The organism is Candidatus Eremiobacterota bacterium (genome assembly GCA_031082125.1).
In the GTDB taxonomy this organism is placed as follows: Bacteria; Vulcanimicrobiota; CADAWZ01; order CADAWZ01; family Ess09-12; genus Ess09-12.
The window spans coordinates 4,653-31,416 of record JAVHLM010000048.1 but is presented as its reverse complement, the minus strand read 5'-3'; the positions used below and the strand labels follow the sequence as shown (position 1 = coordinate 31,416).

The 26,764-nt window shown below is 58.0% G+C and carries 24 protein-coding genes; 6 read left to right on the top strand and 18 right to left on the bottom strand.

The genetic code is table 11. The features are described from left to right. Positions 1 to 147 precede the first annotated feature (147 nt). The 8 genes from RDV48_29910 to RDV48_29875 form a co-directional block, all read right to left on the bottom strand. Entirely contained in the window at positions 148 to 885 is a 738-nt protein-coding gene (locus tag RDV48_29910) for a hypothetical protein (protein MDQ7827050.1), read from the bottom strand. Positions 886 to 1,086: 201 nt separating this feature from the next. Next, positions 1,087 to 1,572 (bottom strand): DinB family protein, encoded by a 486-nt coding sequence (locus tag RDV48_29905; GenBank protein ID MDQ7827049.1) that lies wholly within the window; start codon positions 1,570 to 1,572, stop codon positions 1,087 to 1,089. A 289-nt stretch (positions 1,573 to 1,861) separates the two neighbouring features. Further along, the gene (locus RDV48_29900; protein MDQ7827048.1) at positions 1,862 to 2,614 is read right to left on the bottom strand and encodes a tyrosine-type recombinase/integrase; all 753 of its coding nucleotides are present in this window, start codon (positions 2,612 to 2,614) and stop codon (positions 1,862 to 1,864) included. Positions 2,615 to 2,734: 120 nt separating this feature from the next. After that, on the bottom strand, positions 2,735 to 3,241 hold the full coding sequence (locus RDV48_29895; protein ID MDQ7827047.1) for a hypothetical protein: 507 nt from the start codon (positions 3,239 to 3,241) through the stop codon (positions 2,735 to 2,737). Between the two features lie 107 nt (positions 3,242 to 3,348). After that, positions 3,349 to 3,516, bottom strand: coding sequence for a hypothetical protein (locus tag RDV48_29890; GenBank protein MDQ7827046.1), 168 nt, complete (start codon positions 3,514 to 3,516; stop codon positions 3,349 to 3,351). A gap of 234 nt (positions 3,517 to 3,750) precedes the next feature. Beyond that, positions 3,751 to 3,957 (bottom strand): helix-turn-helix domain-containing protein, encoded by a 207-nt coding sequence (locus RDV48_29885; protein MDQ7827045.1) that lies wholly within the window; start codon positions 3,955 to 3,957, stop codon positions 3,751 to 3,753. Between the two features lie 972 nt (positions 3,958 to 4,929). Further along, positions 4,930 to 6,057, bottom strand: coding sequence for a DegT/DnrJ/EryC1/StrS family aminotransferase (locus RDV48_29880; GenBank protein MDQ7827044.1), 1,128 nt, complete (start codon positions 6,055 to 6,057; stop codon positions 4,930 to 4,932). 92 nt (positions 6,058 to 6,149) lie between these two features. Further along, a complete protein-coding gene (locus RDV48_29875; protein MDQ7827043.1) occupies positions 6,150 to 7,460 on the bottom strand; it encodes a nucleotide sugar dehydrogenase in 1,311 nt (436 codons plus the stop codon). 273 nt (positions 7,461 to 7,733) lie between these two features. Here RDV48_29875 and wecB point away from each other — a divergent pair, with 273 nt between their 5' ends. Next, complete coding sequence (gene wecB, locus RDV48_29870; GenBank protein ID MDQ7827042.1) at positions 7,734 to 8,819, top strand: UDP-N-acetylglucosamine 2-epimerase (non-hydrolyzing); 1,086 nt, start codon at positions 7,734 to 7,736, stop codon at positions 8,817 to 8,819. Here the strand turns inward: wecB and RDV48_29865 are convergent. Then, a complete protein-coding gene (locus RDV48_29865) occupies positions 8,788 to 10,098 on the bottom strand; it encodes an O-antigen ligase family protein (protein MDQ7827041.1) in 1,311 nt (436 codons plus the stop codon). The genes wecB and RDV48_29865 overlap by 32 nt on opposite strands. 113 nt (positions 10,099 to 10,211) lie before the next feature. Between RDV48_29865 and RDV48_29860 the strand changes: the two genes are divergently transcribed. Continuing rightward, on the top strand, positions 10,212 to 11,471 hold the full coding sequence (locus tag RDV48_29860; GenBank protein ID MDQ7827040.1) for a glycosyltransferase: 1,260 nt from the start codon (positions 10,212 to 10,214) through the stop codon (positions 11,469 to 11,471). A 75-nt stretch (positions 11,472 to 11,546) separates the two neighbouring features. On the opposite strand, the gene RDV48_29855 is transcribed toward RDV48_29860, so the two are convergent. The 4 genes from RDV48_29855 to RDV48_29840 form a co-directional block, all read right to left on the bottom strand. Continuing rightward, positions 11,547 to 12,353, bottom strand: coding sequence for a hypothetical protein (locus tag RDV48_29855; protein ID MDQ7827039.1), 807 nt, complete (start codon positions 12,351 to 12,353; stop codon positions 11,547 to 11,549). Positions 12,354 to 12,436: 83 nt separating this feature from the next. Then, positions 12,437 to 15,640: a fused MFS/spermidine synthase gene (locus tag RDV48_29850; GenBank protein MDQ7827038.1), complete on the bottom strand. Its 3,204-nt coding sequence runs from the start codon at positions 15,638 to 15,640 to the stop codon at positions 12,437 to 12,439. A gap of 151 nt (positions 15,641 to 15,791) precedes the next feature. Next, positions 15,792 to 16,415 carry a nucleotidyltransferase domain-containing protein gene (locus RDV48_29845; protein ID MDQ7827037.1) on the bottom strand — a complete coding sequence of 208 codons (624 nt, stop codon included), beginning with the start codon at positions 16,413 to 16,415 and terminating at the stop codon, positions 15,792 to 15,794. Further along, positions 16,405 to 16,803: a hypothetical protein gene (locus RDV48_29840; protein MDQ7827036.1), complete on the bottom strand. Its 399-nt coding sequence runs from the start codon at positions 16,801 to 16,803 to the stop codon at positions 16,405 to 16,407. The genes RDV48_29845 and RDV48_29840 overlap by 11 nt, the downstream gene beginning before the upstream one ends. A 536-nt stretch (positions 16,804 to 17,339) precedes the next feature. On the opposite strand from RDV48_29840, the gene RDV48_29835 reads away from it, so the two are divergent. Continuing rightward, positions 17,340 to 17,891 (top strand): cyclic nucleotide-binding domain-containing protein, encoded by a 552-nt coding sequence (locus tag RDV48_29835; GenBank protein MDQ7827035.1) that lies wholly within the window; start codon positions 17,340 to 17,342, stop codon positions 17,889 to 17,891. Positions 17,892 to 18,053: 162 nt separating this feature from the next. Next, on the top strand, positions 18,054 to 18,776 hold the full coding sequence (locus RDV48_29830; protein ID MDQ7827034.1) for a hypothetical protein: 723 nt from the start codon (positions 18,054 to 18,056) through the stop codon (positions 18,774 to 18,776). A gap of 103 nt (positions 18,777 to 18,879) precedes the next feature. Here the strand turns inward: RDV48_29830 and RDV48_29825 are convergent, their stop codons facing one another. From RDV48_29825 to RDV48_29805, 5 genes are all read right to left on the bottom strand, one after another. Then, the gene (locus RDV48_29825) at positions 18,880 to 19,209 is read right to left on the bottom strand and encodes a DUF202 domain-containing protein (GenBank protein MDQ7827033.1); all 330 of its coding nucleotides are present in this window, start codon (positions 19,207 to 19,209) and stop codon (positions 18,880 to 18,882) included. Between the two features lie 140 nt (positions 19,210 to 19,349). After that, positions 19,350 to 20,777, bottom strand: coding sequence for a radical SAM protein (locus RDV48_29820; GenBank protein ID MDQ7827032.1), 1,428 nt, complete (start codon positions 20,775 to 20,777; stop codon positions 19,350 to 19,352). A 17-nt stretch (positions 20,778 to 20,794) separates the two neighbouring features. Beyond that, entirely contained in the window at positions 20,795 to 22,588 is a 1,794-nt protein-coding gene (locus RDV48_29815; protein ID MDQ7827031.1) for a hypothetical protein, read from the bottom strand. A 54-nt stretch (positions 22,589 to 22,642) separates the two neighbouring features. Further along, positions 22,643 to 23,773 carry a hypothetical protein gene (locus RDV48_29810; GenBank protein ID MDQ7827030.1) on the bottom strand — a complete coding sequence of 377 codons (1,131 nt, stop codon included), beginning with the start codon at positions 23,771 to 23,773 and terminating at the stop codon, positions 22,643 to 22,645. A 17-nt stretch (positions 23,774 to 23,790) separates the two neighbouring features. After that, positions 23,791 to 25,692, bottom strand: coding sequence for a hypothetical protein (locus RDV48_29805; protein ID MDQ7827029.1), 1,902 nt, complete (start codon positions 25,690 to 25,692; stop codon positions 23,791 to 23,793). A gap of 146 nt (positions 25,693 to 25,838) precedes the next feature. Between RDV48_29805 and RDV48_29800 the strand changes: the two genes are divergently transcribed. After that, a complete protein-coding gene (locus tag RDV48_29800; protein ID MDQ7827028.1) occupies positions 25,839 to 26,459 on the top strand; it encodes a hypothetical protein in 621 nt (206 codons plus the stop codon). A 1-nt stretch (position 26,460) separates the two neighbouring features. Next, the coding region (locus tag RDV48_29795; protein MDQ7827027.1) for a hypothetical protein at positions 26,461 to 26,764 on the top strand (304 nt) is incomplete at its 3' end.

Genomic DNA, 26,764 nt, shown 5'->3' with positions numbered 1-26,764 from the left:
GTCACCGATTGCAACCGACATTTCAATAACATTCCTGGCGTCTCTCCCTACCGCCATAATCAGCGCTTTCCACCCCAGTTATCAGGATATTCTCGGGGCAGGAGGATCAGGCATAGCCTTGAGAGGTTTATCTGCTACTTTTATTTTTCACCATAGCCATCTCTTTTTTTGCATAGATACTCTGATGGTTGATTTATCGGGACCTTCGAATCGAGGCTCATGCTGAGAGCTTTCTATGAGCTCCGGGATGCTTACCAACCGGCAGCCTGAAATGGTGGCCTCGGGCGGTAAAAAAATAGGGTGCTCGAAAGCATTCAAGTACTGCCAAGGCACAAATAAATAGCTTTCTACCCTTGTCTCAAGTTCCATATCGACCATGAGAAACCTCTCGGTTCCCCATACCTCACTAAAATCACCTTTCAGCAAAGCATAACTCTCTCCATCGGGAAACTGGCCGGTACTGATATGACTGATGTGGATTTGTATGCCATTGCCGATGGAAAAGGAAGCATTTACAGTAATGGTTCTGAAGAGAATGCCGGATTGATCTTCCCCTGGCAGGAGGCTTTTCAGCCGGAATTCCCACTTAAGAAAGCGTTTATCCTTGTTCCTTATAATAATTTCGAAAGGGACGGCGGGTAATTTACCGTAAACCATAGCAAATGAGCTTCCCGAAATATGTGCACGAGAGATTCTATGGTGGGAGAGCTCCTCACGGTTCTTCTTGATGCGGCACTCATCGAACTCTGCATGCGGATCAGCATGGAACAGCAAAGCAAAGGAATCTTCATGCACTATAAGAGTGTCAAGCGTAATTTGGGAGCCCGTGGTGCCCATTGTCATACAAATCGGGTAAGAACCGGGCTGGACACAGTTTTCTTTCATTTTCTATTCAGCGACCTCCCATATCAAGTGACTCTCTCCATAGGAGTTATTCCTTCGCACCGTGCGCCCTATTTTTTCATAGCGATGACTCCATGCAACCTCAACCACGGTTCAAACCGCTATTCTGTACACATAACCCCCGCATTTTGCAGTGATGTTCTATGAAAATACGATTCAAACCGATATTTCATACATAACCCCTTACCCTACAAGCTGCCCTTTCCCGAGCCATTTGAGGATATAGGCGAGCTGGCCCACATGATACGTCTCATGAAAAGCGAAAAAGCTCAGGGCACCGAGAAAGGTCTTCTCGACAGAAGGAAGCTCCCGCGGCGAGGCACCCTCAAGCTCTGCCGCCGTGAGCTTCTCGAAGCGCTCATAAAGCTCCCGGGTTGCCTCATCCCACACGCTCATTATTTCTTCGATTCCGGGGTACTTGCCCGGCTCATTATCCTTTTCAGCTCCGCGTGCGAAAATATCATCCCATGGCTTTTTCTTGTTCGCTCCCAGCAGATTGAGCAGGAGATACCTCGTGTGGGCCAGATGGCCTGCAATCCAGAGCATGGAATTGGAGCTCTCGCCGGGACTTCTCAGGAGCTCATCCCGTGTAAGACCATTCAGGGACTTACGGTAAAGTCCCTCGGAAAGCGTGAAGATCTGCGCAACAGGCTGCAATCTGCTATCCATTGTTCTTCCTCCTTATAGTTCACTTATTTTGTTGTTTGTTGTTCTCTCAACCACCGGCAGATAATCGCGGTCATATCTGGCCGCCCCTCTCCCTTTTGACTTCTTCTCATATCCATTCCCTCTTGATATTCCTTCATCTTGCAGTGAACCAGTCCTGATGGACCTTCTGCATCACCTTCCCGGACTTGCAACACTTTTACATCACTCTGGTTCTCTCAGCGATGCTTCTACAAAAGCCAGGCCACTCCATTCCAGTGTTAAATTCGTTTTCTCTCATCAATAAAGAGCTTCATTCCCTCCCCAGCGGCCCCACCCTCTTGAACTCCTCCACCTCGTACCGCATCGACGTATATAGATATACCTCCGTCGTCGCGAGGAACTCATGCCCCATCATCTTTTTCAGCGTAAGCGTCCTCATCCCGTTCTCATAGCAGTGCGTCGCGAAGGCGTGTCGCAGGCTGTGTGACGAGAACACCCGCCCCATCGCCTCGTACTTCTTCGCAATCCCGGTGAGCTCGCCAGCCTCCTCGACGATTCTCCTGATCTGCCTTACCGTGAGCCCTATCACCGCATCCTCAAGACCCTTCTTCTGCTCCTCGCCCCACTTCCTGATCAACGCAAAGGTCTCCCCATCGCAACACACATACCGATCCTTGTCACCTTTCCCCGACCTCACGAAGATCGTCCCCTGGTCATAGTTCACATCGCACACCTTCAGGTTTTCGAGCTCCTCACCCCGGAGTCCCGTCGCATAAAGAACCCGGCTTATCAAATTATTCCTGAAAGCCCACTTCCCCTTCGTATAGGCCGTCATCAGTTGCCGGCACTCCTCCCGTGAAAGAGTCGCTGGAAGCTTGTCACCTCGCTCATAGGGCGGACCTTCCCAAAGCTCCCGCAATTCATGCCGTATCTCCTCCAGGGCGCTCCGGTAGCGCCCCGGCCTCTCATCAGTCTCTTCCTTCCGCCTGGGGACCTGGGTCCCCACCTTTTTCCCCGCCATATCCGTCACCTGACCCTTCACAAGCCGCCCCTCTCCTGTCATTTTTGAACCTCGGCGTAACCCCTCAAGAGCACCTAAAACCCCTCTTTGGAGCCTTAAAACGCTCTTTTCAGGCCCTCAGAAGGCCTTCCCCCGGGAAAATGTCTCAGAAGCAGTAGGCTTTTAGGACATTTTTCGAACTCCCTTCACCACGGCTTTCCCACGTTTTTTCACCAGTGCCGCCGCCTTTTTTTGCAGCTTTCCAACACGCTTTCCCCCTTCAGGAATTTTCCCGCCTTCCTCTTCCACGCCACGCACTTTCCACGATGGTGAGGGAAACCGAGGAAAAGCCGCAGGCCCTCCCATCAGAGGCCCGACCACAGAAACAATCTTGTTCAATCCCCCCTGCACCTCATTGAGCCGCTCAGCCATCTTCCCTACATACCGCTCCGTCTTTTTCTCCCGCTCGTCAAGTTCCTTGAATATCAGCCCTAGTTCCCTGACCTCCTTCGCGAGCTCCGCTCCCTGCCCTGGCGCCGGAGAGGGAGCCCCCGAGAGCAGCCCGTCAATGAGCCCTCTTACCACGTCACTCACGTTCTTCCCATGCCCTGCGGCATATTTCTTCAGCTCTTCATAAGTCTCTTCAGGCACCCTCAGTGATATCGTCTGTAACCGGTTTTCTCCCATCATAATGCTCCTTATTACACGGACAAATACATTGTATTACTATATTCAGCAACCGCACCGCCCTGTAATACTCGTAGTACACGCCGGGCAGCATCACATCAGCTATTCCATCAACTCCCCCGATCCTTCACAAGACATTCTAATTCTTCTGCAATTATCTTATTCTCCCTCAACTGAATGGGCACCCTCAGAAGCCTCTCTCCTATACCGGGGTTCTCGGAAAGCACCTCTCTCCGTGCTCCTTCCTTTATGCGTTCCTTCTCTGTAGGGGGCGCCATCTTTTTCCACTCCTCTGTCGTCTGGGCGAAGAGAAAGTCTATTCTGTTCTCACGGTTTTTTTCATAAAAAAACCTTCTAAGGCAAAGCGATGTTGACTTTTTCCCATAAGGCTTTTTTAATTTAAGTGCCAGTTAAATTATGAGATCTTCTGAGTAAAGTCGCCTGCCCAGCAAGTGACTTTATTCATTTATTGCCACCCACAGGCGTTCTTCTGCCTTATGGGCAACAACCCCTCAATATCCGCTCCTTTTGTTCGTTCCCATCTCAACAGCATTCTCTATGAACGCGATAAGATCTTTACCTCTGATTCTCCTGATTCTTCCGGTTTTCAATGAATGCAGCGATCCGCTCTGTATTCTCCTTTGTATAGTAGCTTTGCTTATTTTCAGCAATTTGGCAGCTTCATCCATAGTATAGACTTCAGTTTCTTTTATTTCCACAAGAGCTGCCTCCGTTCATCCGAGTACTCTTATAATATCAAAATAAAGCATTAAGTGTCAATAAGCTGCATAAAGCCGCAAAAAGTGCCCGGCTCTCCTTTCTGTCAGATCCTCATGGGGTGACCTGTTGATGACCCATTGCCTGACCTACTAAACCGATAAAAACCTCATAACCATAGCATTTTTTTCAATAGGTCAGCTCTCCTGTCACCTGACCTATTCACTGACCTATTAAACCACAAAAAATCTCGGCGCGCCGGCATTCTTTCCAATGGGTCACCCCCCCGGCCGCCAGACCCTTTCCAATAGGTCACTAGGTCATGCGCTGAAGGACTGACCGAGTGATGACCAATTGACGGACCTATCAAACCGATAAAAACCTCATAACCACCGCGTTCTTTTCAATAGGTCACCATCCCGATCGCCGGACCCATCAGGTGACCTGGTAAACGACAAGAAACCTCATCATCACGCCTTCCATTCCAATAGGTCACCCCCCTGCCAGATGACCGATCAGAACACCTCAATAGGTCATACCCTGACAGGGTGACCAAACAGCGACCAATCAACCTGACCGAATAGACTACAAAAAACCCCACCACCACCGGATCCTTTTCAATAGGTCACCCCCCTGCCAGATGACCGATCAAGTGACCCAGTAAAGTGCAAAAAACCTCATCACCACGCCTTCCATTCCAATAGGTCACCCCCCTGCCGCCAGATGACCGATCTGAACACCCACTAGGTCATGCGTTGATCAAGGTGACCAAAAAGTGACCTAGTGACTGACCTACTAAAAAGAAAAAAACGCGATAACCACCGCGTTCCTCTCAATAGGTCACCTGACCGATTCACTGACCCATCAGGTGACCTGTTTAACTGCAAAAAACCCTATTACCCCGGCCTTCCTTCTAATTGGTCACCCCATGAAGCAGCTGACCCATTAACCCCGGTCGCCTGAAACCTGCCCCTTCAGCGTGATCCCACGGCCAGGTGCTGCCCGGCAAACTCCTTCATCGCCCCCGTCACGGCCTTCACCTTCTCCGCGGTGAGCTCGGGGCACATGGGAAGAGAGAGCACCTCGTCCTGGGCCTTCTCCGCCTCAGGCATATCCCCCTTATGATAACCAAGCCCCTTGTAAACCTCCTGGAGATGGAGGCACAGAGGGTAATAGATCATCGAAGGAATTCCCTTCTCCTTGAGGAAGGCTGCAAGCTCTTCGCGTTTCGGCGTCCTTATCGTATACTGATGATAGACGTGATGGGCCCCCGCCGCCACCTTGGGCGTCACATAAGGCGTTCCCTCAAGCTCGCTGTCATAGAGGGCCGCTGAGGCACGCCGCCGCCCGTTCCACTCCTCGAGGTGGCGGAGCTTCACGCGCAGGATCGCCGCCTGGAGGGTGTCGAGGCGGCTGTTGAACCCTACAATATGGTGAAAGTACTTCTTCTTGCTCCCGTGGACCCTGATGGCCTTCGCCTTCTCGGCAACATCATCGCGGTTGGTGACAATCATCCCCCCGTCGCCGTAGCCTCCCAGGTTCTTGCTCGGGAAAAACGAAAGGCAGCCCGCGTCGCCGAGCGACCCCGTCTTCCTCCCCTTCCATGCCGCTCCCATGGACTGGGCGCAGTCCTCGATGACGGCGAGGCCGTGCTCTTTCGCAAGGGCCAGGATCTCGTCCATCGCCGCCGGCTGCCCGTAAAGGTGCACCGGAATAATGGCCCTGGTCCGCTTCGTAATCTTCTTCCTGATATCCTCGACTGAAATATTATACGTCCTCTCGTCTATATCGGCAAAGACCGGCACGGCCCCCACGAGAGAGACCACTTCAGAGGTGGCGATGAACGTGAAGGTCGGCACGATGACCTCCATCTCGTCGCCGCAGATGCCGCAGGCCATGAGGGCGATGTGGAGCGCCTCCGTCCCCGAGCCCACCCCTATGGCATAGCGCACCCCCAGGTACTCCGCTACTTCCTTCTCAAGGGCGCCCACGTCGGGCCCCATGATAAAGTGCGATCCCTCGAGGACTGAAGAGATGGCCTCGTCTATCTCCCCCTTGATCGCGTGATACTGCCCCTTCAGGTCAACCATCGAAATGTTCATCTTTTCCTCCTTGCGGTGCGGCAATGTAGTTCTCGTGCAAATTATTTTCCATGACTCTTTTCAAGGCGCCCCTGAAAGGACTTCCTCAAAGCCTACAGGATAAAAACCTTGGGGTTGCCCCTCTGGCCCGTGGCGTTCCTCGTGTCCACGACGGCGCGGGCTTTCTCCACCACGTGCCCGTAGTCATAATACGAATGGTCTGTTGCGACGATGACGCAGTCGTAGCCGCCGGGGTCCTTCCAGGGCACCGAGTGCTTTGTCCCGCTCTTCACCTTGATCCGGGGGATAAACTCGTCATTGTACTCCACCAGGGCACCCCGCTCCTCAAGCAGATTGATAATCTTCAGGGACGGCGACTCGCGGTGATCATCAATATCCTTCTTGTAGGCGGCTCCCAGGAGCAGGATCTTCGCCCCCTTCATTACTTTTCCCTTGGATGCGAGGGCGTCAATGGTCATCAGCACGATGTGGTAAGGCATCTGATCGTTGATTTCGCCGGCAAGCTCAATGAACTTAGTGTGAAAGTCATACTCCCTGGCCTTCCATGTGAGATAGAAGGGGTCGATGGGGATGCAGTGGCCGCCGAGGCCAGGCCCCGGCTGGAAGGCCATGAAGCCGAAAGGCTTCGTCGAGGCCTTCTCGATGACCTCCCAGATATCGATGCCCATCTTCTTACAGAGCAGCGCCATTTCATTCACCAGGGCGATGTTGACGCATCTGAAAATATTTTCGAGAAGCTTCACCATCTCGGCTTCCTTCGGCGACTTCGTCGTGTGGACCACCTCGATGATCTGCTCATAGAGGAGTTTGGTGAGCTCCGTGCACGCCGCCGAAACGCCGCCGATGATCTTAGGCGTATTGTACGTGTTATAAGTGGGATTCCCCGGGTCCACACGCTCCGGTGAGAAGGCGAGGAAAAAATCCTTCCCCACAGTGAGTCCCGTAGAGGCAAGCCTTGGGAGGATGACCTCCTCGGTGGTGCCCGGGTACGTGGTGCTCTCAAGCACCACGAGGTGCCCCGGACGAAGATATTTCTTGATCTGCTCCGTCACGGCCACCACATAAGAGATGTCAGGCTCCTTGTGCTTGGTGAGCGGTGTGGGGACACAGATGGTGATTATATCGCTCTTCCGGAGCACGCCATAATCAGTGGTGGCCTTGAGGTTCCCCGCCGCCACAGGCTCCTTGAGGTCCTCCTCGGGCGTGATATAGTTGACGCCCTCGGAGAGAAGCTTCACCTTCTCGGCGTTGTCGTCGATGGCCGTGACCTTGAACCCCTTGCGGGCATAGCCGAGCGCCAGGGGGAGGCCCACGTAGCCCGCGCCGATGACGCTCACCACGGCCTCCTTGGAAGCGATCTTTCTCTTCAACTCTTCAATAAGGGTCGTGTCGGTGCCTTGCATGACGATACTCCTTGCGCTTTTCTGAAATAGAAAAAGAGTATTCTCCCCGGCGCCCTTCTTTCCTCCGGAAAACAAGGACAGTTTGCTAATATTTACAAAATTAAAAACTCGGAAAGGGTTTCATTAAAACCTTCCGGGAAGCGCCGCCGCTCCCCATGCACGCAAGGAGGAAAGGATGAGCAATGGGCGAATTCTCTCCACTCGTGCGGGGCGTGGGCATCAAGCGTCACCTTTGCACGTCCCCCGTGAATGCCCCTTCCAGGAGGTGCTCCCGTGAAAATCGTTTCCATCGTAGGCGCCCGCCCCCAGTTTGTGAAGGTCGCCGCCGTGAGCCGCGCCCTCCAGGGGCATTTCCAGGATATCCTGGTCCACACGGGCCAGCACTATGATCACGGCATGTCGGCCATCTTCTTCGAGGAGCTCGGCATCGCCGCGCCGCAGTATCATCTCGGCATCGGCTCCGGCACCCATGGGAGCCAGACAGGCCAGATGCTCGCCGCCATCGAGGAAGTCCTCTTAAAGGAAAACCCCGGTGCCGTCATCGTTTATGGCGACACCAACTCCACTCTTGCGGGAGCCCTCGCGGCCGTGAAGCTCCATATCCCCCTCGCCCACGTGGAAGCAGGTCTCAGGAGCTTCAATAAGAAAATGCCCGAAGAGGTGAACCGCCGCCTCACCGACCACGCATCGGACCTTCTCTTCTGTCCCACGGTGACGGCTGTCGAGAACCTCGCCCATGAAGGCATTGAAAAAGGCGTCCATCTCACCGGCGACGTGATGTATGACGCCCTTCTCTACCATTCCCGCCCGGGGAGGGAGCGCTCCGCCATCCTCAAGACCCTCTCCCTGGCCCCCAAAGCGTACCTTCTCGCCACGATCCACCGTGCCGAGAACACCGACGACCCCGGGCGCCTCGGGGCTCTCATCGAAGCCCTCGCAAAAGCCGGTGAGCGCCTCGTGCTCCCCCTGCATCCCCGCACGAGGGAGACCCTCAAAGGTACCCCTCGTGCGAAGCGCCTCGAAGAAGCGCCCCACATTACCGTCACCGAGCCCCTCGGCTACCTTGACATGCTCGCCCTCGAGCGCCACGCCCGCCTTATCCTCACCGACTCGGGAGGCGTGCAGAAAGAGGCATACCTCTTCGGAGTCCCCTGCATCACCTTGAGAGACGAGACCGAGTGGGTAGAGACGGTGGCATCGGGCGCCAACGTCCTCACGGGCGCCGACACGGAAAAAATCCTCGCCGCCCTCGGAACCCACCGCGCCGGCGCGGGAGCTTTCCCTCCCGTTTATGGCGACGGGAGGGCCTCGGAAAAAATCGCCGCCCTTATGGCGGGCATTCACGGGGAGGCGCCCTGAGCGCCTCATCGCCACCCCCGGCCGCCGCTTGCAGCGAGACGAGATATTCCACGAGAGCGAGGCCAATGAAGAGCGTGAGCATCATGCGGCAGCTGTTGAATCCCCCCTCTACCAGGTTCATAAAAAGAAACCCAAGGAAGCTCACTGCGAGCGCTTTTCCCATGTGCCCCTCTTCCCCTTCCGCCGACCTGATGATGGCCGCCACCTTCTTCCCCGTGCTCACGGCAAGCCACCCGAAAAGCACCAGGCCTGGTATCCCCAGGAACGAGAGGACCTGGAGCACCACGTTGTGGGGATGCTCATAGAAAAACATGTCGCTCCCGAAGCGCCCGGCGCCAAGGGCACGGAACGTGTCGGGTGAGAAGCCCACGCCCAGCAGGAGATGCTCTTTCGTAAAATCCCATGTCATGTCCCAGATACGCGTCCTTGTAATCAAATACGGATCATCACCCAGGGAGAGGAGCCCCACGAAGCGCTGGTGAGTCACCGGGAAAGCGAGGAAGAAGACCACGACGAGCACGAGGGCCCCGGCGCCGATGAGGCGCGTCTGCTTCGACGCAAAACTCCCGATGAGGAGCACTATCACAAGGACGAGCGTCACAAGCCCCACGCGGGAGCCGCAGAGCACCACGCCCATGATCGTGAGCACCAGGGCAATGCCGTAAAAAGACATTCTCCCCTTGTCATCGATGAGGCGCGCCACGATAAGGGGTATCATAAACAACAGATTCATCGCGATGAGGGTGTGTTGCTCGAAAGGCGAGTCAAGCTCGCCCATCGAGAGGAGGTGGCCCGGCGAATCAATGAGCCCCCTGGCCACGATGAGGAGGGGGCCAAGGCAGAACACCGGCAGGAGCTTCCCCCAGAGAAAGCCCCGGTCCTCTTCCATGAGGGCCCGCGCCATAAGCAGGGCAAGAAACCCCGGCACGATCATATTCACGAAAAACCAGAAATCGTACCCGCGGCTCCACAGGATCGAGAGCCCTGCATAGCCGCAGAATGCGGCTAGGGGCCCGAGCCCTTTCGTGGAAAGGGCTCTCCGCTTCTTAAAGGCCGTCATGAAGCAGAAGACGAGAAAAAGAGGGATCATGACGTTCCGCGCCGTGCCGCCCAGCGTGAAGGTTATCTGTGAGGAGAGGTGCACCGCGACCCGCCCCCAGTCGATGACCGCAATCCCTATGAGAAAGGCGATGCCTAATTTCCTCATGGCGGTCATCGTTTCGCCCCTCTGCGCCTCCCGGGTGGCACCCTCCATTGAGAGGGAAGTCATATCGCTCATTTTCAGAATCCCCTGTGCTCCCTGTCGTTTCTCTCCCCTTCAGAGTATTCTCCCCGCCTTCCCTTTTCCCCTCAGAGGGAAGGGTAAGGACCGCCGCGAATTCCCCTCTTCTTATGAAAATCGTCTTTCTCACGCCCGACACCATCGTTGACCGCCGCATCGTGCTTGAAGCCCGGAGCCTCGTGGCGCGGGGCCATGAGGCGGTCATCCTTGCCGATCTGGGCGCCGGCCGCCCGGAAGACCCGTCGTACCCCGGCATCGCCATAAAGAACGTCCTTGCCGGCGTGGCGTCGGGCCTTCCCGCCCTCAAGGACCCCCTCAAGAAGGCTCTGGGCTCCTTTCCCTTCCTCAGGAAGACCCTCCGGAAGACTTACTACACCCTCTTCCACGCGGCGCAGCTCCTGAAGCGGCCCGAGGAGCTGAGGGTCCACCCCTATGACGCCTCTTACTGCGAGAAAGCCCTTATTGAGGAGGCCCACCTGTACGTGGCATGCGATCTCCCCATGCTTCCCCCTGCCTGGCGCGCCGCAGTGCAGCGCGGCGTCCCTCTCGTGTATGACGCCCACGAGTTCTATACAGGCCAGACGATCCTCTCGCCCCTTGAGGCCCTCGCCGCCGGGAAGGCCGAGAAGGCCCTCATCACCAAGGCCCGTAAGGTTATCACCGTCAACGAGTCCCTCGCCTCTCTCTTCGCCGAGCGCTACCGGATAGAAAAACCCTCCGTCATATACAACTGCACCGACCCGCCAGGGGGCTTCGATGCCGCAACGCGCTACGACCTTCTCAGGGAAAAGCTCTCCCTCTCTCCCGGGGCAAAGATCCTTCTCTTCCAGGGGGGATTTCTCCCCGGGCGCAACCTCGAAAACCTCGTAAAAAGCGCCGCCCTTTTCCACGGGGACATCCACCTGGTGCTGCTGGGATTCGGCGACTACGGCGCGTCCCTCAAAAGCCTCGCGGAGCGCCATGGGCAGGGCAGAGTCCATTTCCTTGAGGCCGTGAGCCAGCATGAGCTTCTCTCCCATTCGGCCTCGGCGTCTCTCGGCATCATCCCCTATGAGCCCATCGATCTCAACACGCGCTTCTGCACGCCCAACAAGCTTTTCGAGTTTCTCCAGGCCGGCCTTCCCGTCCTCGCCGAGAGGCGCCTCGAGGAGCTGAAAAAATTCATCGACCGCGAGGGCACCGGCTTTCTTGCCGATCTCTCCACTGCAGGCGCCATCGCCTCTGCCGTCAACGATCTCCTCTGCCGGGACGGGGCCCTCACCTCTGCGCGGGAATCGTGCCTGAGGGCCGCACCCCGGTACACATGGGATCATGAAGGCCGGCGCTTTACCGCCCTTATCGAAGAAGCCCTCACCTCACCGCCGTCATAGCCGGCCCCCCCCCGCCTTCCGGCCCAGGAGCATTGAAAATCCCGGGACGGTGAGGAAGGCCGCGGTGGCATACCTTCAGAATATCCTGAGGCCCGCCACTTTCTTCCACCAGGGCCGCTTCATCTCCTGGAGCTGCGTCGCGGCGTGGTGCCATTCATCGCGGAGGCGCGCCTTGGCCTCTTCCTCCTCGCGCAGCTTCTCGCGAAGCTGCATGATCGACTTTTCCCACTGCGCCTTGAGCTCGGCCCTCACACGGCCCTCCTCGAGGAAGACCTCCTTGATCCGCTCCTCGAGCTCAACGACGAGGGCGTCGCCCTGCCTTGCCTTGTCGGCAAGCATCTCTTCGCGGGCCTTGATGCTCCTGAGGCGCTCCTTCTCCTCGGCAAGCCTCAGCTCCAGGTCGCTGATGAGCGCCGTCTTTTTTGTCGCCTCCTCGTCAAGGGCCGCCCTGAGCTCGGCGATATCCTGAGACGTCTTCTCGGTGCTCCCCTTCTCGGCAGAGAGGGCCGCCTCGAGAGCCGCCTTCTCCTCCCTGAGGCTCTGCACCTCCCGCTCCCTCACCTTCATGACCTGCGTCACCTCTTCGGCAGGGGCAGGCAGGCACTTGAGCTTGTCCCTGAGCGCCACGTTCTCTTCCCTGATGGCCTCGATCCGCTCGTGGAGCTCCCTGTTCTCCTGGGAGAGCCTGCCGGCGATAAAGAGGGCCTGCTGCTCCACAGGCTTCATGAGCTGCATGGATCGGGACTCCATCACCTCCTCAAGAAGGCTCTTGAGCTCCTCCCTCGTCACGGGCTGCTCCTCTTTTCTCCTGCCGCCGCCCACGTCAATATTTTCAAGCTCTTCAAGCTCCTCCTGCGAAATCGTCACAATGTGGGACACCATAGGTCCACCTCCTGAAAAAAAATAGGAATCACGGGCCAGAATAGTCTAGCCGTGATTCCCGCACCGAGACATTCTCCCTTTCCCTAAAAACTCCTTCTCTCTCCCGGGTGCATCAGCTGCCGACCCGTCCTCAGAAGTGCCGCAGGCACTTCTGCGCCCCTCACGATGAGCGCCGCGCTTTCGAAGCCTCGCCGGGCCGCCTCCTCCCCGGCGACGGGCGCGAGAGCCTCGAGGCCTGCCGCACCGGCGAGGGGAACGCGGAGCACCGTGAGCACCAGGGGCGCCATGGCCCCGGAGCCAAGCCGCGCCTTCACAAGCCAGTCCCCCTTTTCCATGTCCTTCGCTACTTCCTCAAGCTCCATAGCGTCCTCCCTTGCCTCCCGCTCCCCGGGCACGGCCGCGCCTGTCGTCCCCCCGTCAAGCACGGAGAGGGCCTCCCGGGCCCTGCCGCACGCCAGCAGCGCCTTCACATAGTTCATTTTCGCGCCAGGCCCGTCGCTCCTCACCTCATAGGCGCTCCTGTACCACTCCAGGGCTTTCCCCTGGTCCCCCGCCTTCCGGCACAGATCGCCCGCCAGCGCGAAGTAGTGATATTCCTGGGGATTCCGGGCGGCAAGTTTCTCCGCCCTTGCAAGCGCCCCGCGCATGTCGGCGGCCGCGATCAGATTATTCACATACATCAGATTAAGCTGCACGTGGCGGGGCATCCTCGAGAGCCCCTCCTCAAGAACGCGCCGCGCCATCCCCGGGACGGAGTCCGCCGTCATCTCGTTGAACTTCTCGTAGAAATAGGCTGAGAGCCCGCCCTGGGCCGGGCCTCCCCGCATGGCAGGGAGGAGCTCTTCCTTCTGGGCATAGAGATCGCCCACATTCTGATCCACGGTTTCCATGTAAAGGCTCTTCGGCGCCGAGAACTCAAGAAAGGGATACTCATCGCAATTTATCCTTGCCGCCCGGTAGGCCTCGCTGAGCTCCCCGCCCCCCAGCACGAAGTGGGCGAGGAGGGCATCGGGGCTCTTGATGCCGATGCCGCCGAGAGAGGCCCTGAAGGCCTCCGACGAGGCGAAAAGGGCGGCGTAGCCGTCATAATCAAAGACAAGAGGCTGCTTCCCCGCGATGAGGAGAAAATCGCTCCTGGTGCCCCGCCACACCGCCGTGTGGGGAAAGACCGACCCGAGCGTCGCGACGATCATCCTGAAATCGGCAGGGTCCATGTAATAGGCGTGGATCCACGCGCAGAGCACCCCGTCGGCGGTGAGCTTCCGCCGGCACACCTCGAAGAAGTCCTTCGAAAAAAGGTTCGCCACGCCGGCAATCCATGGATTCGAAGGCTCCGACACGATAACATCATACTCTCTTTCTGACGCCATGAGGCTGTTTCTCCCGTCGGCGACCACCACGGCGCTCCGGGGGTCCTCGAGGGGATGCCTCACGTAAGGGGCGAAATAGCGATGGGCCTCGATGACGGCAGGCTCTATCTCGGCGCAGGTCACTTCCTTTACCGAGGGGATGTCCAGGAGGGCCCGCATGGTCATGCCGCTCCCCAGGCCGATCACGAAGGCGCGCTCCGGGGCGCGGTGGTAAAAGGCGGGAAGGTAGCCGAGGAGCACCTGCGTCGCCATGTCGCCCCTCGTGCTCGCGTCGGTCTTCCCGTTGACGCGCAGGAAAAGCTGCCGGTCAATCTTGTATACCGACACGGTGGAGCTGATGCCGTCGCGCTGAAAGACCACATACTGCCTCTCGCATGTGTTGAAATCAACTTTTCCCTGCCCGTAGAAGCGCGCATAGACTGAAGGGGCGCTGCTCATCACCGCCTCGTTCCAGGGGGGGATGAGCGCTGCCGCCGGAAAGGCGGCAAGCGCCGCGATGCAGGCCGCCACCCTCAGCATCGTCCTCTTCTCGTAGGCCCAGAGCACCGCGAGCCCCCCCACGACGTTGATAAGCACGGCCGTCACAAGGCTCTTCTGTATCCCCGCCCCGGGAATAAGAAGGAACCCGGCGCAGAAGGCCCCTATGATGCACCCCAGGGTGTTGATGGCATAGATGGTGCCGATGCTCCTCCCGAGCGACGAGAGGTGCCTCGTCGTGAGCTTCCCCGCCAGCGGAAAGGCGATCCCCATGAGGGTCGTGGGGACGATCATCACGAAAAAGCAGAGCATGAAGTCGGCGGCGCACAGAAGCGCATATGAACGCTCCACCAGGGGAAATACCTTTAAAAACAGGAGGGGGAGGGCGCCAAGGAGAGGGATGGTGACGGCGCTCGCCACGCCGATGGCGGCCTCTGTCCACCCGAAAGATCTGAAGCTGAAGGCCCGACGGGCGGCAAGCCTGCTGAAGATGAGGCTCCCCAGGGCGATGCCCGAGAGAAAAGTGGCGAGCATCGTCGAGAAGGCATAGGTGGTGCTCCCTATGGCAAGCGAGATGGCCCTGGTCCAGGCCACCTCATAGACCATCGACGCGAACCCCGCCGCCGCGAAGACTCCTATGAAAAGCCACGACCGCCACGCACCTCGGGGCTCCCCGCCCTCTCCGGGAAGGGCTTCCCCTCCCGCCTCATCGAGGCTCCCTGGCGCCGCCGCCACGCCGCCACGCACCCCGTCCTCGCCCGAAGACCCGATACCCCTTCTTCCGCTCACCGTCACGAAGGCCCCGATCCCGATATTCACCGTCGCCGCCGCCATGAGCGTGGCCGTCGTACCCACTGCAGGAATCAGGAAAAACCCCGCCGCCACCGTCCCCGCCACCGCTCCCGCCGTGTTGATGAAATAAAGAAAGCCCAGCCCCTTCCCCACTTCCCCCTCTCTCCTGATGAAAAACCGCGCGAGCAGCGGAAGAGTCCCCCCCATCAGGCACGTGGGAAAGAGGAGCACCACGAGGCACAGGCCAAAACGGAGCATGCTGAGGGCAAAGAAGGGAAGGCCGGCGTACTTCAGGTAAACGGCCTCCACGCCCTTGAAAAGCAACGGCGTGAAGAGGCAGTAGACTCCCACCAGGACCTCGATGGCCCCGTAAGCCGCCAGCGCCGGCGAGGCGCTCCCCCTTCCCACTGCCTTTCTCAGCACCTCCTCCCTGTCGGCCCACCTCCCTATAAGGGCGCTCCCCAGGGCGAGCCCCCCCAGGAAAGCCGTGATGACCGTGCTCACCGCAAAGGTCGTGTGGCCGAAGATGAGGGAGAGCGTCCGTGTCCAGAGGACCTGGTAGATGAGGCCGCACATCCCCGAGAAAAAAAAGCACGAGGTGACGAGGAACAGCACCTCTCTCTCTGTTCGCGCCGCGCGATGTCCCATATCCCTTGTTTCTGTGGCGCCCTCCTCTTTCCTTCCCCCTTCCGGGCCCCTCTGTTTAACTTTTTCAACCCGGCGGTCATCAAGACAGACAGAATCTTGCCGTCTCTCAATATCTAAGCCTGACTGATGTGGAAAATGAATACCGGGATGCTCAATAGAAAGCGGCAAAGAGCTTCTTTGCCGCCACGCCAAGCTTCTTGAAAAACTCGTCGATGATCTTGTGCGACTCCAGGGGGACGAGAATACACCCTCTGGTGAGCTTCTCGCCTCCCGCCTTCCCGAGCAGGCCGGGATAGGTTTTCCCACGGGCCCTATAGCCGTAAAGAGTCCTGAATAGATTGATGCGCTTGTTATAGGTGGGCGCAGTGTCCCAGAAGAAAAGCACCCCGGTCTTCCCCTGCGCATCGGAAGAGGCATACTTGCCATAGAGCACGATGCCGTCAGCCACAAGGGCAGGGTAGAGGCTTTTCCAGACATCGGCGTTTCCCACATGGCAGCTGAAGTGTTGAGTAGAGCCTTTGAGCTTCCAGTAATCGCGGTATTTTACCGATGCATAGAAGTCCTCGGCATACCGCTCAATCTCACTCTCCAGGGCAGACAGCTCGCCGGAGGCCTCAAAAAAGATATCAATATCGCTCTTTTTCCTGAGCTCCCCTCTCGCGCCCGATCCGAAAAGAATCACCGCTCTTATGGCCTCGATGCGCTCCGGCTCCAGGTGCTCAAGCACAAAGGACACAAAATCCATGGCATAGGGAACTGCGCTGCTATATCTCATCAAGCCCCACCTCCCTGAAAAGCTCCTTAAGGGCGTTGAACTGCTCAAGCTGATCTCTCAGGCGCGAAGCCTCCACTTTCTTGCCATAGCAGAAATCATTGCGGTTCTTCTCAATGTTATAGACGAGCTCAAGAATCTCCGCCTTCCGGGGAAAATCCTGCGGGATCTTTTCAGCGAGCCGCTTTTTTGACTTCAGCCATTCATGGTGAACGCGCGCGCTCACATGGAGGAGCCTGCTCTTATGGAGGTAAAGTTCAAGCATTTCCGCCGCGCCGAGGGAGGTGAGAAAGCCTATAGCGCGCTGGTGGTTTTCTGCTCCTTTATCAACGCAGAGATCTATCGTTGAGAATGCTTCTCTCAGGGATTCAAGATGAGCTTCGATGTTCATTGTATCAGGCCTTTCCTCTTGTTGCTGTAACCTCTGTTACCACAATATTGTAACACAAGTTACAACGACATACAAGGGAAAGGAAACAAATCCTGATTTGAGCACAAAACCAGGCTTCTGTCGTCTAATACTCTTTTAGCAAAGAGATTCTGCAATAACAGAACCACTTGAAATCAATAAAGGTGGGGCTTTAAAGCTTTCCTTAAAAATTCCCACCAGGTGGGTGAGAACCCCATAAAAAACCCCACCTCGTGGGCTGATTTTTCCAGGAGAGCTCGCACCTCTTCACTGACCCCTGGAAAAGCCCGCCACACGGGCAAAATACCCCCTCTCTGCAGAAAATTTTCCAAAACCCATTGCCAGAACGCTCCCCCTCTGGTAAAATTGGTGAAAGGCCGGGAAGCGATCCCCGCACCATACACACAAGCCATGCGCATCTTGCCTGACACCTTCCGCGCCGCTCCCTGTGGCCTCACCCCGCATAAGGCTGCAAAGCCGCAAGGTGGAACATACTTACGAAAATGGAGCGCCACACCATGAAAAAGTCAGGTCCCTCGCCCACCCCAAAGCCCCAGAAGAAAGGACGTGCTGAAACCCCCACCACTTCCCCGGTGGGAGTAGCCCATCTCGCCCTCGAGGAGAAGATATCCCTGCTGAAAGAGACCGACATCTTCTGCGGCTTCTCAGAGCGCGAGCTGAAAGAGCTCTGCGCCCTCATCGAAATGAAGCACTATCCCCGCGGCTTCACCCTCTTCGAGGAAGGCTCCGCAGGAGGCGAGATGTTCATCGTCATCACCGGCTCCGTGGCGATCTCGACGGACTCACCGTCCTTTGGAAGAGTCATCCACGTCGAGCTCAAAAAGAACAATTTCTTCGGGGAGATGTCCCTTCTTGACGACCGGCCGCGCTCGGCGCGGGCCGTGATGCTCAAGGAAGGCCTCCTCATCAGCATCAACAAGCAGAATTTTCGCAGGCTCATCAAAAAGTTTCCGCAGTTCTCCATCAACCTGATGAGCACCCTCTGCGAGCGCCTCAGAAAGGCCAACGGGCTCCTCTCGCAGCTTGGAGAGCACCTTGCCCGGACCTGAGGCAGGAGAAAATATTTTCTCCTGCCAAAGATCTCTCCCCGGAAAGCAGGATCTTTTCCAGATCCACTGAATACCTACTATGCGGGAACACGGCTGGATACCACATCTAGCGCGTGTTTCTATTTTTTTTAAAAGGTCCGCCGAGACGGAGGTGCCATTCAGATGAGAGATAACGGGCAATCACAGGGTCCCTGGGTGACCATTCAGGAAGCGAGCCGGCTCACGGGGAAAAGCGAAAATGCAATCGGCCTTATGGTCAAGAGAAAGCGCCTTGACCAGGTGAAGAAAGCGAACGGGACAGGGAGGGGAAAATGGCTTATCCACAGGGATGCGCTTGAAAAGATCCTGGCATGCGACCTCATGCCCCCCTGCGACGAAGACGATCCGTGCACCCGGGAAGAACAGGGCTCTCTGGACGAATCAGAAGCGCCGAGGACGGCGCGCCCCATGAGCCCCTGCGAGGGGGCCCCGTCACCGGGCGGCGACCTGGTGAATCCCTCCATTCCCCTGGAGCACTATGAAAAAAAGCGCGACGAATGGGACCGGGAGCGTGAACGGCTGCAGGCAGGCCTCATGATGTACCGCTACAAGTTCGAGGAGCAGGAGCGGAAGCTCAAGCTTCTGCCGGCGCCGGCAGAAGAGGTCGCCGACAGGTTTCTTTCCATGAGCAGGGAGATCGCCCAGAAAAAAGAGCTGATCATACGGGCGAAAAGCGTGCTCAACAACGTGCAGATAGCCATCCAGCAGAAGGACGACGCCGTGGCCTCCCTTTCGGCGAAGCTCGCCGAAGAGAACCGGGCGAAGGAAGACTACCGCATCCACTGGGAGCTGGCCCTCGCCGACATCCGGCGCCCCTGGTGGAAAAAAATGCTCGGCATCAGATAGGAGCTTATCTCAATGCATACAGAGGAAATCACTCTCGAAACCGCTCTTGAGGACAAAGGCATCTTCCTTGGGCTCTAGCCTTCCCCTTCAAGGAAACCGCGCCTCAGCGCTCCTCCCCTGGCTCTGGCCTTGCCATCCCCGCGCAATGGCTCTTCATTATCTTTCCTACCGCGCGGTATCTCAGGGGGGCCGTGATGAAAAGGCCGAGCCCCGCCCCGACAAAGCCCCACCCTATCATCCCCATGACGGCGCCGGGAAAAAAATGGAGAAAGGTGACCCCCGCCGCAAAAAAAGCCAGGGCGGTCCTCAGATACGCGAGGAGCGTCCTCTCGTTGGCAAGCACAGTCCTCTCATAGGCGAGCTGCTCCCTCACCACCAGGTCCTTTTTGATCCGGCCCCCGATGCCTGTCGCCGGGTGTTCCCTCTCCTCCATGCCCTGCACTCCCTTTCCCTGCGAAGATTCCCTTACCATGGAATCCTCACCGCGAAGTTCTCGCCGCGAAATCTCCCACGAAAGCCCGCCGAAGATCCCTTCCTCCGCCTTACCGCGCAGGCGCACTCACCGGAAAGCCCTCACGAAGAGGCCCTGTTCGTGAGCGTGAGATGGATGAAAAGCCCCAGGGCCTGCATGTAGCTCTTCCTCGCGTAAGGGCTCCTGAGCTTGTCCAGGTGCTTCCTTATGGTCCCCGGCTTCAGGTAAAAGCGCCGGTAAAGCTCGCGCTGCTTCCTCACGAGATACTCCTTCGTGAGGCCCTTCGGCACGAAGACCGGCTCAAAAAAATTAAACTCCGAGAACTCCCCGGCCTTGAAGCTCCCATAAAGAGGCGCCAGGTCATACTGCGGCGTGCCGGGGAGAGGCGTGTTGAGCTGCACCGTCACCTCCGTGAGGGGAAGGGAGAGGGCGAACGCAATCGTATCGTCAATAGTCTCCTTGGTATCGGGGAGATGGCCCAGCATGAAAAACCCCTTCGCGTGCATCCCTATCTCGTCGCACATCTTTGCCACCTCGCGGACGCGCTCCCTTGTGATCGCCTTCCTTATAAACCGGATCACCTCGTCGTTGCCGCTCTCGATGCCGAGGCGCACCATCCAGCACCCTGCCTTCTTCATCTTCACGAGAAGCTCTTTATCCACGACGTCCACGCGCGTGGACGCCGTCCAGGCCACATTGGTCCCCCTCGAAAGCAGCATGTCGCAGAAGTGGTCCGTGTGCTCGCGGCTCGCCGTGAAGGTGCTCCCCACGAAAAATATCTCCCGCACGCCATACTGCTCCTTGAGGAGATCAATCTCCTCGAGGTAGCGCTCGGGGCTCGGCATCCGGTACTTCTTCCCCATCGATGCAGTGCTGCAGAAAATGCACCGGAAAGGGCACCCCCTGTTGGCCACGATGCTCATCTTGGGGAGATACTTCACATCCACCAGCAGCGAATGGTACACGTCCAGGTTCTTCAGCAGGTGCCGCGCGGGAAATGGTATCGTATCAAGATCCTGAATCAGGGGGCGCTTGGGTGTGAAAACCACCTTATCCTCTTCATGATAAATAATCCCCTCCGTCTCGGCGGCGGCACGCTTCCCGGCGATGACCGAAAGCAGCTCCACGATAGTCTCCTCGCCCTCGCCCATCACGCCGTAGTCAAAGCACTCGAAGGACATCGCGTGGTGCGGCATGTCCGTCACATGGGGCCCCCCGAGCATCACGGGGAACGACGCCCCCCCGTACTCCTTGAGGACCCTCGCAAGCCCCACGGCGCGGAAAAACCCGTTCGTCGTCGAGGTGATCCCCACGACGTCGATGCCATGCTTCCTCACGAATTCGAGGACCTCCTCGTGGGAGAGGCGCTCCGCCGCCGCGTCAAGGAGCACCACGTCGATGCGCTCCCTCTCGAGGACAGCCCCCAGGTAGCAGATGCCCAGAGGCATCGCGTTTGTAAAGAGGGCCTGCGCCACGGGATTCTTGTACTCCCGCGGGTCAAGCGATGGATTCACCAGCAGCACCTTCACCTTGCATCACTCCCGCTTCATTTTCCCAGGCTGTTCTTCTCTTTCTTCGCCATCCGGTAGATGGCCAGGTTCTCGTCGCGGTAGATCGGCGCGCCGAAATTGCTTTCCATGGCCGTTTTTATCCGCGTCGCAATCTCCTCCTGGACCGTAGGGTTGCTGTACCCCAGGGTCCTTATCGCCACCTCGCCGGTGTAGCCCTTGTAAAATATCACGTACTTGAAGCCCCGCGCCGTGAGCGCCTCAAGATCCTCCTTCTTGAACGTGGCATAGGGCGGCGTGTTGAGGTCATTGAGGCCCAGAAGATACTCCAGGAACGTATTTGACTTGTAAAACTGCACGAAGTCCGGCGAGTGAAGCCACGTGGCAGGCTCGCCGAGGCCCCCCATGAGCTTCTTGTGATGGACCGTCTGGTAGAGCATCGACTTGGAGCAGCACAGGAAGGGCACCTCGATGAGGGCGCAGTCAGGCTCCCTCGCCAGGACGTGAAAGACCTGGGGGATCGAGATCTCCTTGCTGTCCATGGGGATCTGCCCCTTGACCCAGTAAAACTCCGCGCAGGTGAGGACCACGAGAATCCCCATGAGGAACGGCCAGACCCACCTGAAGCGCTCCTTGATGAGCCCCTTGATCCACTCCATGTTCTTCACGAACAGGATCCCCATGGGGATGAGGGCCATCACCACGAGCCTCTTGGGAAAATTGAGGCGCGAGAACATCGGAAAGAACTGGTACAGATAGGCGAAAGGCATCCTGATGCCGTGGAACTCTCCCGCCACATACAGATAGGGGCCGCTCACGAGGGAGAACATGAAGACCCACAGCACGACCCAGTAATACCCCGACTCCTTGATCCTGAAGAGGGGAAGAAGGCCCCCCACGAGGAGAAGCACATAGGGATAAGCGAGCAGCTCGCTGTCCAGGCTCACCGAGTTTCCCAGGGTGAGCTTGCGCGGGTCCGTGTGGGCAAGGTTCCCGAACACCTCAGAAAGAGGCGGGAAGGCCTCGAAAAACGTCGTGCCCGGCAGCGTCTTCTCCAGGCGCAGATAGTTTAAAAACGTCGCCGCGAAAGGAAGGATCACCACCAGGAACAAAACCGCCGAAAAGGCAAGCCGCCGTGCGGCCCCCGGGGCAAAGCGCCCCCGCTCGGCGTAATAATACAGAGGCAGAAACAGTATCGTGAAAAGGGCGAGAAAGACCCCGAAAAACCAGTACCACAGGCAGTTCGCCGCGAGCACCAGCGCGAGAATCACGCCGTGCTCCCAGCGCTCCTCCTCGATGACCTTGAGCAGAAACAGCACATAAAGGGCCAGGAGCCCCGTGGCGATGCAGCAGATGTGGCCGTCCTGCACCTCCCTGAAGAAATACCAGTTAAACGCAGCCACGAAGCCCCCCAGAAAGGCCGTATACCAGTCGCCGGTAAAGCGCCTGAAGAGGGCGAACATCGCCACGCCGTTAAAAGCCATCAGAACAATGCACAAAATATTATAATAGGCGGGGAACCCGAACGCATAATAGAAAGGCAGGGCCGCCACGCCCTCGGCAAGATTTCCTATGTGGATCAGCACGTTTTTCCCCACGGGAAAATAGATCAGGGGGCACACGTTCATGTTCAGGTGGTTCTCGATGGCATACCGCACCCACCAGTGGACCCACAGGGCCCCCTCGATGTCGGGGCTGGGGATGTCAATACCGATAACCCTTTCCCGGAGCTCCTCCACTATGGGCCACGTGCACACCAGGGCGAGCACGAGATACCCCGCGGCAGCGTAAAGGTAAGGCATCGCCTCTCTGAGCCGCTCTTTCAGGCGCATACTCATTCCTTTCCCGTTTTCCCCCCGCCACGGGACTCCTTTCCCCTCTTCCTTTTACTTCACCATCCGGTAAAAAAGCGACGGATTGACGAGGGGAAGGGTCGTGCCGAGAGAGACCGGCATGTACCTCCCCCCGTAAAGCTCCTCCATGGCCGCATCGGCCATAAGGGAGGTCGTGGCGTTGGCATAGATGACCATGTCGGGATGGGAGGCCCGCAGGCGCTTCATCATCCCCATGTCCTCCGCGTTCTCCATCCCCATAAGCAGGCTCGTCCCTCCCGCGTAAAGGCGGACCTTCTGCCCCGTGGCCTTCTCGGCCTCGGCGATGATCTGCTCCATCCCCGGCCTTCCCGCGCTCGCCACGATACCGATACCGTTTTTTACCCGCACCACCAGATCGGCCTCGAAGCCCTCGCCGTTCGCGCAGGGAAGCACGAGGATCCCCACGCGCTCGCTCATGGAAGTGTAGCCCTCGGGGAGTACTATCAGCTTCTTCACCTCGCACCGGTGCTCGCCGAAGACCCTTGCCGCGTCCTTGCCCGGCGGCACCACCACCGGGAGATCGGGCTGGTAGGCCAGCATCGCCCCGAGGCCCCCGGCAAAATGATCGGGCTCAAGAAGCGATATCACCACGTAGTCAACGGCCACGGGGGCTACCAGCACATCAATGTTCCCCACCTCCATGGAGGCCACGTAGAGGTTGAACCGCGCCTCGTACATGCTCCCCCCCAGGTCGTAGTAGAAATAGCTCACCCCGTCGCGGAGCGGATTCACTGTCATCCTGCTCGTCATTCCCTCAAAAAACTCTCCATAGCGCGAGAACGTGGCATCGGACTGCCTCACGGCGTCATAGAGGAGCAGGCACATTATCTGCCCCCTGCAGGCCTTGAGGGCCTGGCTCACCGGGTTGAGAGAGATGTCGCTCACCGCCGTGATCCTCTCCTTGTCCTCCTCGGGCCAGGGATACCCGGCGAAGGTATGGCACTTGTCCACCATTTTCGACGTGTAGATCTTGGTCGCCTTGGGCTGCGCCATGCCGCCGGGGCGCCCCATCATGCGCGAAGGGGTCCCCACGCTTATCACGTCCCGGAGCGAGGGGAGCACAAAGGCGATGACGAACAGCTCAAGCACCACAATAAAGGCCACTTTTCCTATAAGGGAACCCCGCTCTTCATCGTGAGGCATCAGGTGACGCTCCTTCCTTACAGCATATAGATCCAGCGCTCGCCGAACTTTACCGGCTCGCCGAGATATTTCCCCAGAAAATCCCCCAGGGCCGACGCCTTCTCCGGGGAAACAAGGCTCCGGTGAAGGATCACATAGCGGTAATTCCGCAGCCTCAGCCGGGTGAGGTCCTGGAATATCAGGGCATCGGGAACCTCCCTGTACTGGCGCTTCATCATCTCGTTCAGGTTCCCGAAAAGAAAGAATTTTTCATCGGTGAAATCACCCGTCTCCGCCATCGTCTGCAGGTGCTCCATGAAGGAGTTGCCCGTGATGAGCTCCATCTGGAAGCCCTCGAGGGAATAGGGGATGGGCTTGCCATGGATCGTGAGATAATACACATAAAAAAGCGACGTGGGGTAATAGGCCTTGTGGCCCCGGGAGCCCGGCATCTCGAGCAGGCCCAGGGGCACGTCAAGCACGGCATACTGCTCCTTGTCCCTGGCCATCATGCGGTACATGAGGGGCCGCTCCAGCTTCGTGTAGGGAAGAGGGGCGGGGAGCGGCGAGAGCATCACATACTCAAAGATGCCCACCATCGCGATGGCCGCCGCCACAAGAAACTTCCGCCAGTCATCCTGCGCCTTCCTCAAAAGCCAAGCCACGCCGTAGCCCGAGAGCACCGAGAGGGCGATGGACACGATGAGGGCAAAGCGGTACGGGTGGCTCGTGCTCTTGAATCCCGGCACCACCTTGACAAAGAGACCAAAAAGATTGAGATACTTCTTGTTGAGAAGCGCCCAGGGGGGGATCACCTCCCCATTCACGAGGAGCGTGGGCCCCAGGGCCAGGATGAAGAACCCGCCCGCCACGACGGCCCAGAAAATCACGGAGCGGTCCCGCCTTGCATGCCACAGGCCGCAGCCTGCCAGAAGAAGGGCGAGGTAGCCGAGATAGACAAGATGGTGGTTGGGGTAGAAGCGGTTCTTCTCCTCGCTCTTTCCCATGGTGAAAAACTCGGTAAGATCCGCGGCGTTGCGCCTCAGAAGGGCCGCACGCTTGGCGCGGCTCTTGCTGAGCATCGTCTCCCCGGCGCCGGAGGACCCCCAGTTTACCGTCACGTACTGCGCGACGGCAAAGGGGAACACCAGGCCGACGCCCACAAGGCCCACAAGGAGGGACCTCTTGAAGAGCTGCACTCTCTCCGCGCCGGTGCGCTCCACGAAGAAGAGCCGGTACACGAAGAGAAATACCGTGATCAGAAGGGCGAAAAGCCCGATATACCAGTTCGCGAAAAAAGTCATAAACAAAATTATCCCGCAGCTGAGCACCTCGTCCCACACGCGCCCCTTCCTGTCATAGACCTTCGACAGATAGAGCACGTAGAGGGGCAGCCACAGGAAATGGACAAAATCGGAGATGCCGTCGATATAGGTGGAGAACCTCGCGGGGCAGAAGCCCATGAGGGTGCCTCCCACGAGGGCCCCGGCCCTGTTCTTCGTGAAATAATAGACAAGAAAATAGCCCGCCAGGGCCCCTCCCACGAGATTCACCAGGAATATCACATTATAATCGCCGGGGAAGCCGAACAGGGGTTCGAGGAACATCCCCGCAATGGATGACAGGGGGTCCGACGCATAAAATGAGAGACCCGTGGGGTAATTGATGAGATCGCATGAAAGGGGAAAGACGTGGCGCTCGATGAGGCACTTCTTGATCCACCAGAAGGAGAAAATTCCCGCCCTGGGGAGATCGGTGGTCATCTTGCCGGTGATATACTCCCCCATGTGGGCAATGAGGGGATACGTCACCAGCAGGGCGCAGAGGCAGTAGAACGCGGTCACATAGACCGTGTTGAACTCCCCCCAGTATTCCCTGCGCCCCAGAGGCGAGAAAAACCTTTTCAAGCCGGAAAGGGATGAGGCTTCTTTCTCTTCCATGACAGTATATACTCCTCATCCTAACAGAACACCTCCCAAAAGTCAACGGCCACCCTCGTGCGGCACCTTTTCCCTAAAATTTGAAAGGGCCATGGTTTTATGTTATAATGTCTCCACCACAGAAAACCAGACAAGGAGAAAACACGATGGGAAAAGACCGGACACAGCTTATTATCATCGGGCTTCTGGCGCTTATCGTCTGCTTTCAGATCTACTGGTTCTTCCTCCGTTCAAAGGACAAGACGCGCCAGCAGGGCTCCCAGAGCACCTCTCAGCAGGGGGCGAACAACGCCTACTCAGGCCCCGAGAGCCTCACCATCCATGAGCTCGCCGTAGGCATCCTCCGCCTCAAAAGCGACCAGTATTACCCCCTCAGCGATGAGCAGAAAGCAAAACTCCTTGCCGGTATGGAACAGTACCTCGCCCTTCAGACAGAGGTGAACGCCTCGACGAGCTCCCTGGAAAAACTCCTCACCAAGGATCAGCTCACCTACCTCAAGAACAACCGAGGCTCCATGGGAGGGCCCATGATGAGCATCGACAATAAGAGCACCCTCAGCCCCGAGGCGCAGATGGTCAAGGGAGCCCTTGAGAACATCACCGGAAAGAAGATCACCACTCCCCAGGCCGGCGCAGGCGGCCAGAACAGCCCCGCGCCGGAACCGGAAGGCCCGGGCACCGGCCCCGGTGGTGACCAGGGCGGCACGGCACCCCCAGGAAACGAAGCGCCACAAGGCGCCCCCTCATCACCAGGGGAGGTGCACTAACATGAAACTCACGGCAAAAAACGTCTTTATTCTCACCATCACCGTGCTTGTCATCGCCCTCTCCCTTTCAAGCCTCTCGTCAAGCCTTATGGCCCAGAATGACCAGAACCAGTACGGTCCCGGCGGCCAGGGCGGCCAGGGCGGCGGGATGATGGGTCCCGGTGGCCAGGGCGGCCAGGGCGGCGGCGGAATGATGGGTCCCGGCGGCCAGGGCGGCGGAATGATGGGTCCCGGCGGCCAGGGCGGCCAGGGCGGCGGAATGATGGGTCCCGGCGGCCAGGGCGGCGGGATGATGGGTCCCGGTG